The following is a 15,447-nucleotide window of genomic DNA, read 5'->3' as shown; positions in this document are numbered from 1 at the left end:
TTGTGGGGGACAAGCGCGGGGGGGGGGGGGCGGCCCCGGCAAGCCCGCCCCCCCCCCCCCGCTCCCACAGGTCACAGGGGTTCAAGCGTCCACCGCACTCCATTGCTTGCCCAGGCGCTTGTCCGAAATCGGCACCTTGGTACCCAGTTGCTGGCCGAACAACGACACGCGGTATTCCTCCAGCCACCAGCGGTACAACTCAAGCTGCGGGTCGCGCTTGCCTTCCTGGGCGTGCTTGGTGGCACGCGCTTGATACTGCGCCCAAAGCCCGCTCAGCTCACCGCTCCAGACCCGGTCTTTTTGAACCTGCCCCGGCAGTTTCTCAAGACGCATTTCTATCGCCTTGAGGTAACGCGGCAGCTCCTTGAGCCATATGGCCGGGGTTTCGCGGACAAAACCTGGATACACCAGATGACTCAACTGCTGCTTGATGTCATTCAGGGCAACCGCCTGGGCCAGATCGATCTTACCTTTGAAGCGTTTTTGCAGACCGTGCCAGAGCTTGAGAATATCCAGCGTCAGCCTGGCCAGCTTTTCGGCATGCTCGGTCCAGGCTCCGCGCTTGCGCTCGGCCAGTGAGGCCAGCCCGGCACCATCACGAGGCAATACCGCTTCGCCTTCAAGGATGCAGCTGTCGAGGCTTGCCAGCAGAATGTCTTCGACCAGACTTTCGACCCGGCCAAGCTCACGGTACAACAAGCCCAGTTCGGTCAGCCCCGGCAGCTTGCCGCGCAAGAACTTCGCGGGCTCCGCCAGTTGTTGCATCAACAAGCGCTGCAAGGCTCGGCGATGCTGGTATTCAGCCTCGGCCGGAGTCGAGAAACGCCCCTCCTTGACCGTATTGCCCTCTTCCACCAACGCCGGGTAAACCGTCATCGACAGGCCCGCGATCTTTTGCTGGGTCTTCTCGGCAACCGGGGCGAACACCTTGGCCTCCACCGGCTGCTGGTTTTTCGCCGTTTGCGGTACGGCCAGTGCCGCCTGGCTGGCCTGGGCGAAACGCGCCGTCAACTCGGCCAGATCACGTCCCTCACCCAGGAACTTGCCATCAGCGTCGACCACCTCGATGTTCATCTTCAGATGATTTTCGACCTGCTGCGCGGCCTCTGCCCACGCCTCGTCACTTACCCGTGCACCGGTCATGCGCAGCAGTTCGCGGCCCAGGGTCTGTGGCAGTGAACCTTGGGCAAACTCCATGCGCTCCAATGCCGCCTTGATGAAGTCAGGCACCGGTACAAAGTTTTTGCGCAACGCCTTGGGCAAACTGCGCACCAGAGCGATGCACTTGGCTTCGATCATGCCGGGCACCAGCCATTCCAGCCGCTCAGGCGGCAATACCGGCAGCAACGGCGCAGGCACCTTGACCGTCACACCATCACGGGGGTGGTTGGGTTCAAAGTGATAACTCAGCTCAAGGGTCAGATCACCCAAGTGCAGCGTGTCCGGGTAATGCCGGGCGGTGATTTCGGTGGCTTCACGGGCCTGCACGTCTTCTTCGCGCATGATCAACAGCTGCGGGTCTTTCTGGTTGTTGACCCGGTACCAGCTGTCAAAGGTCGCGGTCTGATGAATCTCGGCGGGCAGGCGGGCGTCATAGAACGCATACAGGGTTTCTTCGTCGGCCAGGATGTCCCGGCGCCGGGCCTTGGCTTCCAGCTCGTCGAGCTGCTCCAGCAACTGCGCATTGGCGGTCAGGCACTTGGCACGGGACTGAATCTCGCCACGCACCAGCCCTTCACGGATAAACAACTCACGGGACAGTACCGGGTCAATCGGCCCGTAGTGCACGGCACGGCGACCGACCACGATCAGGCCGAACAAGGTGATTTGCTCGTAAGCCACCACTTGCCCGCGCTTCTTCTCCCAATGGGGCTCGAAATAGTTCTTTTTGATCAAATGCCCGGCCAGCGGTTCGATCCAGTCCGGCTCGATCTTGGCCACCATGCGCGCATACAGCTTGGTGGTCTCTACCAGTTCGGCGGTCATCAACCACTGCGGGCGCTTTTTGCCCAGACCCGACGAGGGATGAATCCAGAACCGGCGCTGACGCGCGCCCAGGTAATCGCCGTCTTCGGTTTTTTGACCGATCTGGCTCAGCAAACCGGACAGCACCGCCTTGTGCAACTTCGGGTAGTCGGCGGGCTCTTGATTGACCGTGAGCTGCATATCGCGACAGATCAGGCTCAATTGCCGATGGGAATCACGCCACTCGCGCAACCGCAGGTAGTTGAGGAAGTTTTTGCGGCACCAGTTACGCAACGGGCTGGCCGTCAACGCCTGGCGCTGCTCTTCAAAGCCGCGCCATACGTTGATCAGACCGGCGAAGTCAGAGTCGACATCTTTCCATTGAGCGTGGGCCTGATCCGCCGCTTGTTGACGCTCCGGCGGTCGCTCACGCGGGTCTTGCACCGACATCGCACTGGCGACAATCAATACTTCCTGCAAGCTGCCGAGCTTGGCGGCTTCGAGCAACATACGGCCCATGCGCGGGTCCACCGGCAAACGTGCCAGCTGGCGCCCCAGCGGCGTGAGCTGATTCTCGCGGTTAACCGCCGACAACTCTTGCAGCAGGTTGAAACCGTCGGTGATCGCCTTGCCATCCGGCGGCTCAATAAACGGAAATGCGGTAATTTCGCCCAGACGCAGGTGCAGCATCTGCAGGATTACTGCCGCAAGGTTGGTACGCAAAATCTCGGGATCGGTAAACTCCGGGCGGCCGTTAAAGTCTTCTTCGGCATACAGCCGCACACAGATACCCGGTTCGACCCGGCCGCAACGCCCCTTGCGCTGGTTGGCGCTGGCCTGGGAAATCGCCTCGATCGGCAGACGCTGTACCTTGGCCCGGTAGCTGTAACGACTGATACGGGCCGTACCACTGTCGATCACATAGCGAATGCCCGGAACCGTGAGCGAAGTCTCCGCCACGTTGGTCGCCAGTACCACACGACGGCCCGGGTGCGACTGGAAAATCCGCTGCTGTTCGGCAGGCGACAGCCGCGCGTACAACGGCAAAATTTCAGTGTGCTTGAGCTGCGCCTTGCGCAACATGTCGGCGGCATCGCGAATTTCGCGTTCACCGGGCAAAAACACCAGCACGTCGCCAGGGCTTTTGCGCTCACTGCGCTCGAAGGCCGCAATTTCGTCCAGCGTGGCAATGATGGCCTGATCGACACTCAGGTCTTCTTCGACATTGTTGCCCTCTTCGTCCTGCTCGGAGGTCAACGGGCGATACCAGGTCTCGACCGGGAAGGTACGGCCCGACACCTCGACAATTGGCGCGTCATTGAAGTGCTTGGAGAAGCGCTCCAGATCGATGGTCGCCGACGTGATGATGACTTTCAGGTCCGGACGGCGCGGCAGCAGAATCTTCAGATAACCCAGCAGGAAATCGATGTTCAGACTGCGTTCGTGAGCTTCATCGACGATGATCGTGTCATAGCGCTCGAGATAGCGGTCGTGCTGGGTTTCGGCCAGCAGGATGCCATCGGTCATCAACTTGACCAGGGTATTGGAATCGCTCTGATCTTCAAACCGCACCTGATAGCCGACCAATGCGCCCAGTGGCGTGCCCAGCTCTTCGGCTACCCGGCTGGCAACGCTGCGCGCAGCGATCCGGCGCGGCTGAGTGTGGCCGATCAGACCGTGTTGTCCACGGCCGATTTCAAGGCAGATTTTCGGCAACTGGGTGGTTTTGCCCGAGCCGGTCTCACCCGCCAGAATCAACACCTGATGCTTGAGCAGCGCCGCCTTGATCTCATCGCGTTTGGCGGCAATCGGCAGATTTTCGTCATAGCGAATCAACGGCACACTGGCCGCCCGTGCTGTCACCTGCGCACAGGATGCCTGGACCCGCTCGGCCCAGACGGCCAGCTTGGCCTCGTCAGGCTTTTTGCGCAGCTCATGCAGTTGCCGACGCAGCTTGTGGCGATCGGCGATCATGGCTTGATCAAGGTTTTTCAACAGTTGGTCGATAGCAGGCGATTCGTCAGTCATCAGGTGCGCAAAATCTTCGTAAATGCAGGGGGCGGATTGTCGCAGATTTAGGCGCTCATGCACGAATCTGTAGGAATTAGCGCGTTGTCTTGTCCGTAGCATCACCTACACTGCGCGGCTTAAACCTTTTAAGGAAAATCCCGTGAGACTTGTCGATTTGGTGCGCATGCTGTCGTTAGCAGGCATTTGGGGGGCCAGCTTTCTATTTATGCGGATCATCGCACCAGTGCTTGGGACCATTCCTACTGCATTCTTTCGGGTATCCATCGCCGCTACGGGCCTGGTGGTGATCTTGGCGCTGATGCGCGTGCGCTGGGATTTCGGCGGCAAGCTCAAGGTCATTTTGATTCTGGGGGTCATCAACTCCGGCGTTCCGGCCACACTGTATTCGGTGGCGGCCCAGGTATTGCCTGCCGGTTACTCATCCATTTTCAACGCCACCACCCCGTTGATGGGCGTGTTGATTGGCGGTCTGTTTTTCAGCGAAAAACTGACCCTGACCAAAATGGCCGGGGTGTTTCTGGGATTACTCGGAGTAGGGATCTTGACCCGGGCCGGGCCGGTTGCTTTCAATCTGGACTTGCTGATGGGCGCCCTCGCCTGCCTGCTGGCCACCACCTTTTATGGCTTTGCCGGCTTTCTGGCCCGCCGCTGGCTGGACCAGCAAGGCGGTCTTGACCCACGGCTTTCGGCCCTGGGCAGCATGCTTGGGGCAACCCTGTTCCTGTTGCCCCTGTTTGGCCTGAGTGTGATTAATCAGCCACCCGTGAGCTGGGGTGGAATGAGTGTGTGGTTATCGTTGCTGGGACTGGGGCTGGTGTGCACGGCATTTGCCTACATCCTGTACTTCCGCTTACTGACAAGCATTGGACCGGTCAAATCCATGACCGTAACGTTCATGATCCCGCCGTTTGGCGTGCTGTGGGGCGCGCTGTTTCTGGGTGAGCCGCTGTCAATGGCGCACCTGTATGGCGGGCTGCTGATCGCCGTGGCGCTGTGGCTGGTGCTCAAGCCCGGAGCGTTGGCCAAAACCTGAATCTGTAGCCGCTGCCGCAGCGGCTACACAAGCAGTATCCTCAGGTGGTCTTACGGAACACAAACATCAACCCGATGATAATCATGGCCATCCCGAGCACACTCAACGCTGCCAGCTTGTTGCCGAAAATCAGGTAGTCCATGACCGCAGTCACGGCGGGCACCAGATAGAACAGGCTGGTGACGTTGACCAGGTTGCCTCGGGCAATCATCCGGTACAGCAGCAAGGTTGCCATCACCGAAACCACCAGCCCCATCCACAACACCGGCACCACAAAGCCCGCGCCGTGTTCGAAGTGAAATGGCTGGAACGGCACAAACACCGCGCACACCAGCAGACCTGCAAGGTATTGCAACGGCAGTGTGCCGAGAGGATTCCGGGTGATGCGTTTTTGCATCAAGGTCCCTGCCGTCATGCTGGCAAGGGCCAACAGGGCAAACAACATCCCGGCCCACGACAAACCCGCCAGACCGATGTTCTGGTACACCACCAGAACCAGCCCGGCCAGCCCCAGCAGCAACCCGAGGGAGCGGCTCAAGGAGTGTTTACGCTCCATGATCACGGCAGTGAGAATCGGCTGCACACCCATCACCGTGGCCATGACACCGGGCGTCACTTTCAGGTCCAGGGCCAACAGATAAAAAATCTGATACGCCGCCAGCAACACCACACCCGTTGCCATCGCATAACTGATCGCCCTGGCGCCACGGGGCATCTGAAACTTCATCAGCGGGATGATCAGCACCAAAGCCATCAAGGCAATAGCAAAACGGATCAACAAAAAGGCAAACGGCGAGGCGTGAGCCAGCCCCCATTTGGAGAAAATCGCACCGCTGCTCCACAGCAGTACAAACAGGCACGTGGAAGCAGCCGCCAGCGCGGACTCTTTAGTCATATAAAACATGGATAACACCTGTCATCAGGCAAAAAAGCCGACTCAGCCGAAACTGAAGTTCAATGATTTTTTAGACGGGTACGGGCAGCCGAGCGATCAGCTCAGCCCGCAACAACACCCGGTGGCGATACGACGACGTACACCACAGTGCGGCTGACAGGAGGTGGGTAGTGACTGATCTGCGCAGGCTGCTGGTTTGCACACGGCACGACGCCAGCAGTGACTGCTGAAACGACAACGCTATGTGGAAAGGAAACCGGCATGGGCTGATCTTTTTGAAGAGAGGATATCGAGCGCCGACTATAACCAGCGCCCGACATTAAATGCAACGACTCAACTGATTAAGAATGCGCGAGAGTCGAGTAAAACGAAGAGCTACACATTCGCTCAGACAGCTCTATGCCAAAACCCAGAACCCGGCTCAAGCACCAGCTTTTTAAATCACAGGCCAGGACAGCAGCTTGCTCAATACTGGCCAACGCACTGCCAACACAGTCCGGTGAAGCCATAGTGTTCAGACCCATCGATGCCCTGGCACTTGACGCATTCAATGGGTGGGGGGATGGCGTTCACTTTTCATGGGAAGAAGTACCCCTCTGGAAGGCCAGGGAACCCTGGTCATTCGACTTATCCATCTGGTGCGGCTCAGAGCTCTGCGGACTGTGTTTCGCCAACCCCAACCAGAGCCGGTTGCGAACCAAAATTATCCGACTGGAAGGCAACCCCGACATCCGACATCCGCTGAAAAATCGCGTAGCTGCGGTGGCAATGCTTGCCGTGGAGCACTATGCGCAAAAGGTGGGAAGTCGGTGGCTGGAAATTCAAGAACCGGCCCAGGAAGCCATGAAGGTCTATCAGGAACTGGGGTTTAAATTTGATGCATTCGGACGGCTTGTTATAGACCTGAAGAAGGTCTAGCATCATTTGCGCTGTACAATAAACAACCAAAATGGTGGCGATATGCCGGTCACGACCCCAACACCCGCCTCACCAAAGACCAAGCCCCACAGTGAGAGTAAACCCCGAGGTGCGGCCACTTCAGCCACTCAGCAGCGTTTTTTACGCGTTGCAGTCAATGGCAGCAAAGCAGATGAACCTTCAGGTGTTTTAGCTGGCAGCCCGCTTTAATAATCCAAAAAAACCGCTCACTCATGAGCGGTTCTTTTATGTTGTGAAATCAGCCAAACAACCAACGCCACAGCAGTACCAGCACCAGCACTGCCAATATCGGGCGGGCTATGCGATACAACTTGGGATTGCGGCGCTTCCATTGCTTGACCACGCCGCTGAAGCGATCGCTGAAGGTTTTGCTCCAGGCGTACGCCTTGTTGATGCCGCCTACGCGCTCATCATCGAGGTTCTGCGGCGCAGTGGCTTTACCCAGTTGCGCGCTGACCCAGCGGTTGATACGGGTCATGAAGGGACTGGTAAGCGGGCGTTCGATATCGCAAAACAGGATGACGCGAGTCATGTCGGTCTCATTCTTGACCCAATGCACGTAGGTCTCGTCGAACATGACGTCTTCACCATCACGCCACGCGTATTCCTCACCATCTACGAAGATACGGCAGGCATCGGAGTTGGGGGTCGACAGCCCCAGGTGATATCGCAGCGATCCGGCAAACGGATCACGGTGCGGGTTGAGGTGGCTACCGCCCGGCAGCAAGGCAAACATCGCGCCTTTAACATTGGGGATGCTGTTGACCAGCTCAACGGTTTTCGGGCACAGCAACTCGGCCGATGGCAACGCCTTGTCGTACCACTTGAGGTAAAAACGCTTCCAGCCTTTTTTGAAAAACGAGCCAAAGCCGGCGTCGTTGTTTTTTTCTGCGGCGCGAATGTAGCCCTCGTCGAACAGGTGCATGGCTTCTTCGCGGATCGCTTGCCAGTTGTCCTTGAGGACATCCAGCTCAGGGAACTTGCTGCGGTCCAGGTACGGTTTGGACGGTACGCCGGAGAACAAGTACATCAGGGCGTTGTAGGGCGCAAAGAACGCTGAGTGATTGACGAACTGGCGTAACACCGGCAGCCGTGCCTTACCGCGAAAATGCACGTAAAGGATGCTGCCGACAAACAGCAGTATGAGCCCTGCCTTGATGGCGAAGGATAAGGTCATGCAACAACTCCTCGAAAATACCGTGCGGCACCAATAGCCCGACGTGGCAGCCGGCCATGATAAACACTAGCGACGTAGGACAAAACCCATCGAAACCAATATTCGGAGCAATGTACTACGCGAAGGGTAATGATTATGCATGTTGAGGAGCAAATCGCTTTGACGTGGGTCAGCAACAACCGTAGCCGCTGGCGCAGGCTGCGCCGGCGGCTACAGGCCCGTGTTTACTGGTGCAGCTCCTGCTCACTGAACATGTCGCTGAACAGGAAGCTCGACAGGTAGCGCTCACCCGAATCCGGAAGGATCACGACAATAGTCTTGCCTTGCATTTCCGGGGTTTCTGCCAGGCGCACCGCCACGGCCATCGCAGCCCCGCAGGAGATCCCGCACAAGATGCCTTCTTCCTGCATCAAGCGCAGGGCCATGGCCTTGGATTCGTCATCGCTGACCAGCTCGACCTTGTCGACAATCGACAGATCAAGGTTTTTCGGTACGAAACCGGCGCCGATACCCTGGATCTTGTGCGGTGATGGCTTGATTTCCTCCCCCGCCAGCGCCTGGGTAATCACCGGCGAAGTGATGGGCTCAACTGCCACCGACAAAATCGGCTTGCCCTGGGTGTGCTTGATATAGCGCGAAACCCCGGTAATCGTACCGCCGGTACCGACGCCAGAAACCAGCACGTCAACGCCGCCATCGGTGTCGTTCCAGATTTCCGGACCCGTGGTTTTTTCATGAATCGCCGGGTTGGCCGGATTTTCAAACTGCTGCGGCATGAAGTACCGCGCCGGGTCGCTGGCCTGGATTTCTGCGGCCTTGTCGATAGCGCCCTTCATGCCCTTGGCCGGCTCGGTCAACACCAGCTCGGCCCCCAGCGCCTTTAGCACCTTGCGCCGTTCGATGCTCATCGATGACGGCATGGTCAACGTCAATTTATAACCGCGCGCTGCTGCGACAAACGCCAGGCCGATCCCCGTGTTCCCCGACGTAGGCTCGATGATGGTCATGCCCGGCTTGAGCACGCCGCGGCTTTCGGCATCCCAGATCATGTTGGCGCCAATTCGGCATTTGACCGAATAACCGGGGTTACGGCCTTCGATCTTGGCCAGGATTGTCACGCCACGGGGTGCAATGCTGTTGATCTGCACTAAAGGCGTGTTGCCGATGGATTGGGCGTTGTCTGCAAAAATGCGGCTCATGGCGGGGTCCTTGTGCACCTTTTGGGAAGATCCCAAGGGTAGGCCTCACGCCGACATGCGTCCAGTCATGACGTGACGCTTCATTCAGAGACTGAATGGTGCGTCTGCGTTCATGTTCGGCGGGCGGCGCGTTATAGTCGGACATACTTTTAGTTCCCCCGCCCTGCCCCATGCAGGGCCCGGGTCATGGTTTGAGGAATAACAGATGAAGTTCGAAGGCACTCGCGCCTATGTGGCCACCGATGACCTGAAGCTGGCGGTCAACGCAGCAATCACCCTGGAGCGCCCGCTGCTGGTCAAGGGCGAGCCCGGCACCGGCAAGACCATGCTGGCCGAGCAACTGGCCGAGTCCTTTGGCTGCAAGCTGATCACCTGGCATATCAAGTCCACGACCAAGGCCCACCAGGGCCTGTACGAGTACGACGCCGTCAGCCGCCTGCGTGACTCGCAACTGGGTGTCGACAAGGTGCACGATGTTCGCAACTACCTGAAAAAGGGCAAGTTGTGGGAAGCCTTCGAGGCTGAAGAACGGGTCATCCTGCTGATCGACGAAATCGACAAGGCCGACATCGAGTTCCCCAACGACCTGTTGCAAGAACTCGACAAGATGGAGTTCTACGTTTACGAGACCGATGAGACGATCAAGGCCAAGGTCCGCCCGATCATCATCATTACCTCCAATAACGAGAAAGAGTTGCCGGACGCCTTCCTGCGCCGCTGCTTCTTCCACTACATCAGTTTCCCGGACCGCACCACGCTGCAGAAAATCGTTGATGTTCACTTCCCGAACATCAAGAAAGAGCTGGTCAGCGAAGCCCTTGACGTCTTTTTCGACGTGCGCAAAGTGCCTGGCCTGAAGAAAAAACCTTCGACCTCCGAGCTGGTGGATTGGCTCAAGCTACTGATGGCCGACAATATCGGCGAAGCGGTATTGCGCGAACGCGATCCGACCAAGGCCATCCCGCCACTGGCCGGTGCGCTGGTGAAAAACGAGCAGGACGTGCAATTGCTTGAGCGCCTGGCGTTTATGAGCCGTCGCCCCAATCGCTGATTTTTCAAGAAGGCGATAAGCATGCTGCTTAATCTGTTCAATGAAATGCGTGCGGCCAAGGTGCCGGTTTCAGTGCGTGAACTGCTGGACCTGATCAACGCCCTGAAACACCGCGTGACCTTCGCCGACATGGACGAATTTTATTACCTGGCGCGCACGATTCTGGTGAAGGACGAACGTCATTTCGACAAGTTCGACCGAGCCTTTGGCGCCTACTTCAATGGCTTGCAAAACCTCAACGAACACCTTGAGGCCCTGATTCCCGAAGACTGGCTGCGCAAGGAATTCGAGCGTTCCCTGAGCGACGAGGATCGTGCGCAACTCCAGTCCCTGGGCGGTCTGGACAAGCTGATCGAGGCATTCAAGCAACGTCTTGAGGAGCAAAAGGAGCGCCATGCCGGTGGCAACAAATGGATCGGCACGGGCGGCACCAGCCCGTTCGGCTCGGGTGGCTATCACCCCGAAGGCATTCGTGTGGGCGATGCGGGCGCGCGCCAGGGCAAGGCTGCCAAGGTCTGGGAGCAGCGCGAGTACAAAAATCTCGACGACCAGGTCGAACTGGGTACGCGCAATATCAAGGTCGCATTACGCCGCCTGCGCAAATTCGCCCGCCAGGGAGCGGCGGATGAGCTGGATATTGACGGCACCATCGATCACACCGCCCGCGATGCCGGCCTGCTGAACATTCAGATGCGTCCCGAACGGCGCAATAACATCAAGCTGCTGTTGCTGTTCGACATCGGCGGTTCGATGGACTCCCATGTGAAAACCTGCGAGGAATTGTTTTCGGCCTGCAAGACCGAGTTCAAGCATCTGGAGTACTACTACTTTCACAACTTCATCTATGAATCGGTGTGGAAGAACAACCAGCGCCGCCAGGTTGAGCGCATTTCAACCCAGGACCTGCTGAACAAGTACGGAGCCGATTACAAAGTGATTTTTATCGGCGACGCGGCGATGGGGCCGTATGAAATCACCCATGCGGGGGGGAGTGTCGAACACTGGAACGAAGAGCCGGGTTACAAGTGGATGCAGCGCTTTATGGAGAAGTACAAAAAGCTCATCTGGATTAACCCGTACCCCAAGGACACCTGGAACTACACGGCGTCCATCGGGATCGTGCGCGATCTGATCGAAGACCGCATGTACCCGCTGAACCTTGAGGGGCTGGAAGAAGGGATGCGGTTTTTGGCCAAGTAGTACCGCGCTTACCGTGTGGGAGCGGGCTTGCTCGCGATGGCATCAACGCGACATGCCTGATGCACCGGGTTGACTGAAATCGCAAGCAACCCCGCTCCTGCAAGATTTACTGCACGAACCGCTGCATGAACCCGACCATCTGACGCTGCGCAGTCTCTTGCGTGGTCGGGCGCATAGTCACCCCCTCCCCTGGCAAGCACTGGGCCAGTCGCGCCAGTGCCAATGGCGTCAATGCCCCCAGTCGCGGGTAGCCACCGATGGTTTGACGGTCATTGAGCAGCACGATCGGCTGACCATCGGGCGGTACCTGAATCGCCCCCAACGGTATCCCTTCTGAAATCATCGGTGCGCCCTGATAGACCAGAGCCGGCCCCAGTAAACGGATGCCCATTCGATCGGCACGGGTGTCCAGGGTCCAAGGGCTGTTGAAGGCATCGAACGTGCTTTGGCCGCTGAAGGCACCGATTTGTGCACCTAATACCACGTCCAGCGCGGGGTTGGAGCTGAACACGGGTTGCAGCTCACGGGCCAGTTCGCGCAACGGCTGCCCATGCCCGGCATACTTCAGTTCAGCGCCTGCCGCCAGCCCGCGTCCAAAACCATCCGGCCCGCCCAGTTGTTCGCGGGCCACGGTGGCGCAACTGCCCAATACTTGGGGCGCCTCAAATCCCCCAGGAGCGGCCAGGTAAGCCCGAGCACCGAGCAGCGGCTGGGCAAGGGTCAGGGTCTGGCCTTTTTTCAGGGCAAAACTGCGCCAAGGCTTGAGTACCTGCCCGTCCACTGCGCCAGCAAGGTCAGCGCCCGCCAGTGCCAGGGTGCAATCGTCTTGCGCAACCAGGGTCAAGCCGCCAAGGGTGATTTCGATAACAACCGCATCCGGCGAATTACCCAATAACCAATTTGCCCACGCCATCGACAACCAGTCCGCTGCCCCGCCCTGGGTCACGCCCAGATGCCGCACGCCAAAGCGCCCGCGGTCTTGCAACAGGCACAATGGGGTGCTGGCCTGAATCAATAAACGGCTCATGCCAGTGCCTCCTGAGGAGTATCGTCGCCACCCAGACGGATGAATTCGGCGCGGGAAACAGGTTCGAACCGAACCGTATCGCCGGGTTGCATCAGGCTGTAGCCATCCCGTTCACGGTCGAACAGCGCGCTCGGTGTACGCCCGACAAGGTTCCAGCCGCCGGGTGATTGCGCCGGGTAAGCAGCGGTCTGGCGCTCGGCGATGCCGACGCTTCCGCTGGCCACGCGTTTTCGCGGAGTCGCCAGGCGCGGTGCGGCCAGGGCTTCTTCCACCAGCCCCATAAAGGCAAAACCGGGGGCAAACCCCAAGGCAAACACCTGATACTCATGGTCGCTGTGACGGCGAATAACCTCACTGACCGGGCAACTTGCGCGCTGGGCCAGCAACGTAAGCTCCGGGCCAACGCTCACGTCGTACCACACCGGCAGAACATGGCATTGCCCAAGGTTTTGGGTCTCAGTGCGCAGGTCAGTCAGCGCCAGGGCAATCAACTCACGGGCCTGGGCCGGGCTCAGCGCCAAGCCATCGTAATGCACCATCATGGTGGTGTAAGACGGCACCAGATCGATCAGGTACCCGGCAAAGCTGGCTCGCAGCCGCTCGCTGAGCGCCAGCATCCAGGGCATGTTGGTTTCGGCAATCTCATCGAACAAACGCAGCATCAGGCAATCGATAGCCACCACTTCGATACGCGGCTTCATGCCTGCGCCTGCTGATTCAGGGCATCGCGAATCTGCTGCACTGCAGCCACTGAACTGGCGTTATCGCCATGCACACACAGGGTATTGGCGTGCAGATGCAAGGCGCTGCCATCACTGGCAATCAGCGCCTTGCCCGCTGCGATGGTCAGGGCCTGTTGCACGATGACATCCGCCTCGTGATGCACGGCACCCGGCAACTGTCGGGAGACCAGGCGCCCGGCACTGTCGTAAGCGCGGTCGGCAAAGGCTTCGAACCACAGGGTCACGCCGAACTCATCACCAATGGCCTGCGCAGCGCTGTTGTCACGTGTGGCCATCAGCATCAGCGGCAGGCTTGAATCATAAGCGGCCAGGGCCTGGATCACTGCCCGCAGTTGCGCGGGATTGGCCATCATGTCGTTGTACATCGCGCCGTGAGGCTTGACGTAGCTGACCCGTGTGCCCTGGGCGCGGCAAATACCGTCCAGCGCACCGATCTGATAATGCAGCAGGTCTTGCAGCTCTTGCGCCGAGTAGGCCATCGAGCGGCGACCGAAGCCCGCCAGGTCCTGATACGCCGGATGGGCACCGATTGTCACGTCATGCGCCACGGCCAGTGCCACGGTTTTGCGCATGATGCCCGGGTCTCCCGCGTGGAAGCCGCAGGCGATGTTGGCGCAATCGATAAACGCCATGACGTCGGCATCCAGGCCCATGGTCCAGCTGCCGAAACTCTCACCCATGTCGCAATTCAATAACAGGCGGCTCACGATGATGCTCCTGTGGTCTTTTTATAGTTTAAGTGCGGGCCATTTTTCGACAGGTGCACGCCGTTCGTCCAACTAATAAAAGCCGGACTCGGACATAAGAAAAATTTGATTGCTTAACACGCTCTGCCCCTGGAACAGGGTGAGCTTAGTAACTGCGCTCGCGACGGGCCAGGCGTTCACGCTGGCGCTTGCCGCCCAGCACGACCCAATCCACCAGCCGCAAGAATCCTTCAATGACGAAGGAGAACAGCAAGGCCCCCGCCATCGCCCAGCCGATTGCCCCCGGCGACAGCAACACCTGGTAGGTGTAGGCGTTCAGGGTTTCTTCGCGGATGGCCGGGTCGGCCGCATAGGCCACTTGCAGGGCGCGCATGTACCACGGGCCCTGCATGGCCTGGAACTGATCATCGAGCAGGCGCTGACGGTTCAGCAAGGTGCCCAGGCTTGTGGCATCACTGCGAAACACCGGGTCGTCGCTGGCCTGGTAATGCGCCACCAACGCTTGCAGGTCGCCCTTGAAAAACTGGTTGGCGGTGTTCTGGAAACCCGCCAGCCCGGTCTGGGCTTCGATCAGATGAGCTTCGACGCGATTGGCATAATCATTGATGAACCCTGGCACTTGCACACCCATCAACAAACCAATGGTAAACAACACCAACCGCAGGTAGCTCAAGAACATGTCCGCCCATCCTTATTCGGTTGTGCCCTGGCTGACGCATTCGCCGCGTCGCCACAGGCTCCATTGGCCCGGCTCATAGCGCGTCCAGGTTTCGTTTTCGGTCAAAGGCTCGGTGGCGATCACGGTGACCACATCGTTGGGCGTTGTTTCGGCCTGAAAATCGACGATCACGTCGACATCTTTCAGGCGCGCCGGACCAAACGGGGCGCGGCGGGTAATTTGCGCCAGTTTGGTCGAGCAGTAGCAGAACAACCAGTCTCCGTCGCTGAGCAGGCAGTTGAAGACGCCTTTGCTGCGAAACTCGGCGCAGGCCTCTACCAGCACCGGCAGGATGCTTTCGACGTCAACCGGCTCGGGGAATTTCTCGCGCACCCGATTGAGCAAGTCACAAAACGCCGCTTCGCTGTCGGTGTCGCCAATGGGGCGGTAAAAGCGGGTGCTCGGCGACAAATCGGCCAATTGGCCATTGTGCGCAAAACACCAGTTGCGCCCCCACAGTTCACGGACAAACGGATGCGTGTTCGACAGGCATACCTTGCCCACGTTGGCCTGTCGGATATGCCCGATGACCACTTCGCTCTTGATCGGGTAACGCTGAACCAGCAACGCGACTTCGGAGTCGCAACTGGCGGCCGGGTCCTGGAACAGGCGCAGACCACGCCCCTCATAAAAGGCAATACCCCAGCCATCACGGTGCGGGCCGGTACGCCCGCCACGCTGCATCAGGCCGGTGAAACTGAACACAATATCGGTCGGGACGTTGGCGCTCATGCCCAATAATTCACACACGCTCGCACACTC

General features: G+C 58.8%; 13 protein-coding genes. 4 read left to right on the top strand and 9 right to left on the bottom strand.

What is annotated here, in order from left to right; all coding sequences use genetic code 11:
- Positions 1 to 81: 81 nt before the first annotated feature.
- Positions 82 to 3,993, bottom strand: coding sequence for an ATP-dependent RNA helicase HrpA (gene hrpA, locus KO536_RS23770; protein ID WP_219263224.1), 3,912 nt, complete (start codon positions 3,991 to 3,993; stop codon positions 82 to 84).
- Between the two features lie 166 nt (positions 3,994 to 4,159).
- Here hrpA and KO536_RS23765 point away from each other — a divergent pair, with 166 nt between their 5' ends.
- The gene (locus tag KO536_RS23765) at positions 4,160 to 5,029 is read left to right on the top strand and encodes a DMT family transporter (protein ID WP_257623075.1); all 870 of its coding nucleotides are present in this window, start codon (positions 4,160 to 4,162) and stop codon (positions 5,027 to 5,029) included.
- A gap of 40 nt (positions 5,030 to 5,069) precedes the next feature.
- Here KO536_RS23765 and KO536_RS23760 read toward each other — a convergent pair whose 3' ends face one another.
- Entirely contained in the window at positions 5,070 to 5,933 is an 864-nt protein-coding gene (locus KO536_RS23760; RefSeq protein ID WP_219263223.1) for a DMT family transporter, read from the bottom strand.
- 390 nt (positions 5,934 to 6,323) lie between these two features.
- Here KO536_RS23760 and KO536_RS23755 point away from each other — a divergent pair, with 390 nt between their 5' ends.
- On the top strand, positions 6,324 to 6,842 hold the full coding sequence (locus tag KO536_RS23755; protein ID WP_219263222.1) for a GNAT family N-acetyltransferase: 519 nt from the start codon (positions 6,324 to 6,326) through the stop codon (positions 6,840 to 6,842).
- Positions 6,843 to 7,101: 259 nt separating this feature from the next.
- Here KO536_RS23755 and KO536_RS23750 read toward each other — a convergent pair whose 3' ends face one another.
- Together KO536_RS23750 and cysK are read right to left on the bottom strand one after the other, a co-directional pair.
- Complete coding sequence (locus KO536_RS23750; RefSeq protein ID WP_133078975.1) at positions 7,102 to 8,040, bottom strand: aspartyl/asparaginyl beta-hydroxylase domain-containing protein; 939 nt, start codon at positions 8,038 to 8,040, stop codon at positions 7,102 to 7,104.
- 224 nt (positions 8,041 to 8,264) lie between these two features.
- Positions 8,265 to 9,239 carry a cysteine synthase A gene (gene cysK, locus KO536_RS23745; RefSeq protein ID WP_133078974.1) on the bottom strand — a complete coding sequence of 325 codons (975 nt, stop codon included), beginning with the start codon at positions 9,237 to 9,239 and terminating at the stop codon, positions 8,265 to 8,267.
- Between the two features lie 205 nt (positions 9,240 to 9,444).
- Here cysK and KO536_RS23740 point away from each other — a divergent pair, with 205 nt between their 5' ends.
- Both KO536_RS23740 and KO536_RS23735 read left to right on the top strand, forming a co-directional pair.
- On the top strand, positions 9,445 to 10,290 hold the full coding sequence (locus tag KO536_RS23740) for a MoxR family ATPase (RefSeq protein ID WP_095021285.1): 846 nt from the start codon (positions 9,445 to 9,447) through the stop codon (positions 10,288 to 10,290).
- Positions 10,291 to 10,311: 21 nt separating this feature from the next.
- Positions 10,312 to 11,490, top strand: a complete 1,179-nt coding sequence (locus KO536_RS23735; RefSeq protein ID WP_133078973.1) for a VWA domain-containing protein — start codon at positions 10,312 to 10,314, stop codon at positions 11,488 to 11,490.
- A 106-nt stretch (positions 11,491 to 11,596) separates the two neighbouring features.
- On the opposite strand, the gene KO536_RS23730 is transcribed toward KO536_RS23735, so the two are convergent.
- The 5 genes from KO536_RS23730 to KO536_RS23710 all read right to left on the bottom strand — a co-directional run bounded on the left by KO536_RS23730 (position 11,597) and on the right by KO536_RS23710 (position 15,435).
- Positions 11,597 to 12,517, bottom strand: coding sequence for a biotin-dependent carboxyltransferase family protein (locus tag KO536_RS23730; protein ID WP_133078972.1), 921 nt, complete (start codon positions 12,515 to 12,517; stop codon positions 11,597 to 11,599).
- Positions 12,514 to 13,218 (bottom strand): allophanate hydrolase subunit 1, encoded by a 705-nt coding sequence (locus KO536_RS23725; RefSeq protein WP_219263221.1) that lies wholly within the window; start codon positions 13,216 to 13,218, stop codon positions 12,514 to 12,516. The genes KO536_RS23730 and KO536_RS23725 overlap by 4 nt, the downstream gene beginning before the upstream one ends.
- Positions 13,215 to 13,967, bottom strand: coding sequence for a 5-oxoprolinase subunit PxpA (locus KO536_RS23720; RefSeq protein WP_219263220.1), 753 nt, complete (start codon positions 13,965 to 13,967; stop codon positions 13,215 to 13,217). Before KO536_RS23720 ends, KO536_RS23725 begins: the two co-directional genes overlap by 4 nt.
- Positions 13,968 to 14,112: 145 nt before the next feature.
- On the bottom strand, positions 14,113 to 14,646 hold the full coding sequence (locus KO536_RS23715) for a DUF2937 family protein (protein ID WP_133078969.1): 534 nt from the start codon (positions 14,644 to 14,646) through the stop codon (positions 14,113 to 14,115).
- A 12-nt stretch (positions 14,647 to 14,658) separates the two neighbouring features.
- Positions 14,659 to 15,435: a class II glutamine amidotransferase gene (locus KO536_RS23710; RefSeq protein WP_133078968.1), complete on the bottom strand. Its 777-nt coding sequence runs from the start codon at positions 15,433 to 15,435 to the stop codon at positions 14,659 to 14,661.
- Positions 15,436 to 15,447: the final 12 nt, after the last annotated feature.

This window comes from Pseudomonas sp. NKUCC02_KPG (assembly GCF_019345465.1).
In the GTDB taxonomy this organism is placed as follows: Bacteria; Pseudomonadota; Gammaproteobacteria; order Pseudomonadales; family Pseudomonadaceae; genus Aquipseudomonas.
Note: the sequence above shows the minus strand (reverse complement) of the source record. Positions and strands in the feature narration are given on the sequence as shown.

Coding starts and splice junctions, on each gene's coding strand:
- hrpA (WP_219263224.1), bottom strand. CDS start 3,993: ATGACTGACGAATCGCCTGCTATCGACCAACTGTTGAAAAACCTTGAT.
- KO536_RS23765 (WP_257623075.1), top strand. CDS start 4,160: ATGCTGTCGTTAGCAGGCATTTGGGGGGCCAGCTTTCTATTTATGCGG.
- KO536_RS23760 (WP_219263223.1), bottom strand. CDS start 5,933: ATGTTTTATATGACTAAAGAGTCCGCGCTGGCGGCTGCTTCCACGTGC.
- KO536_RS23755 (WP_219263222.1), top strand. CDS start 6,324: ATGCCAAAACCCAGAACCCGGCTCAAGCACCAGCTTTTTAAATCACAG.
- KO536_RS23750 (WP_133078975.1), bottom strand. CDS start 8,040: ATGACCTTATCCTTCGCCATCAAGGCAGGGCTCATACTGCTGTTTGTC.
- cysK (WP_133078974.1), bottom strand. CDS start 9,239: ATGAGCCGCATTTTTGCAGACAACGCCCAATCCATCGGCAACACGCCT.
- KO536_RS23740 (WP_095021285.1), top strand. CDS start 9,445: ATGAAGTTCGAAGGCACTCGCGCCTATGTGGCCACCGATGACCTGAAG.
- KO536_RS23735 (WP_133078973.1), top strand. CDS start 10,312: ATGCTGCTTAATCTGTTCAATGAAATGCGTGCGGCCAAGGTGCCGGTT.
- KO536_RS23730 (WP_133078972.1), bottom strand. CDS start 12,517: ATGAGCCGTTTATTGATTCAGGCCAGCACCCCATTGTGCCTGTTGCAA.
- KO536_RS23725 (WP_219263221.1), bottom strand. CDS start 13,218: ATGAAGCCGCGTATCGAAGTGGTGGCTATCGATTGCCTGATGCTGCGT.
- KO536_RS23715 (WP_133078969.1), bottom strand. CDS start 14,646: ATGTTCTTGAGCTACCTGCGGTTGGTGTTGTTTACCATTGGTTTGTTG.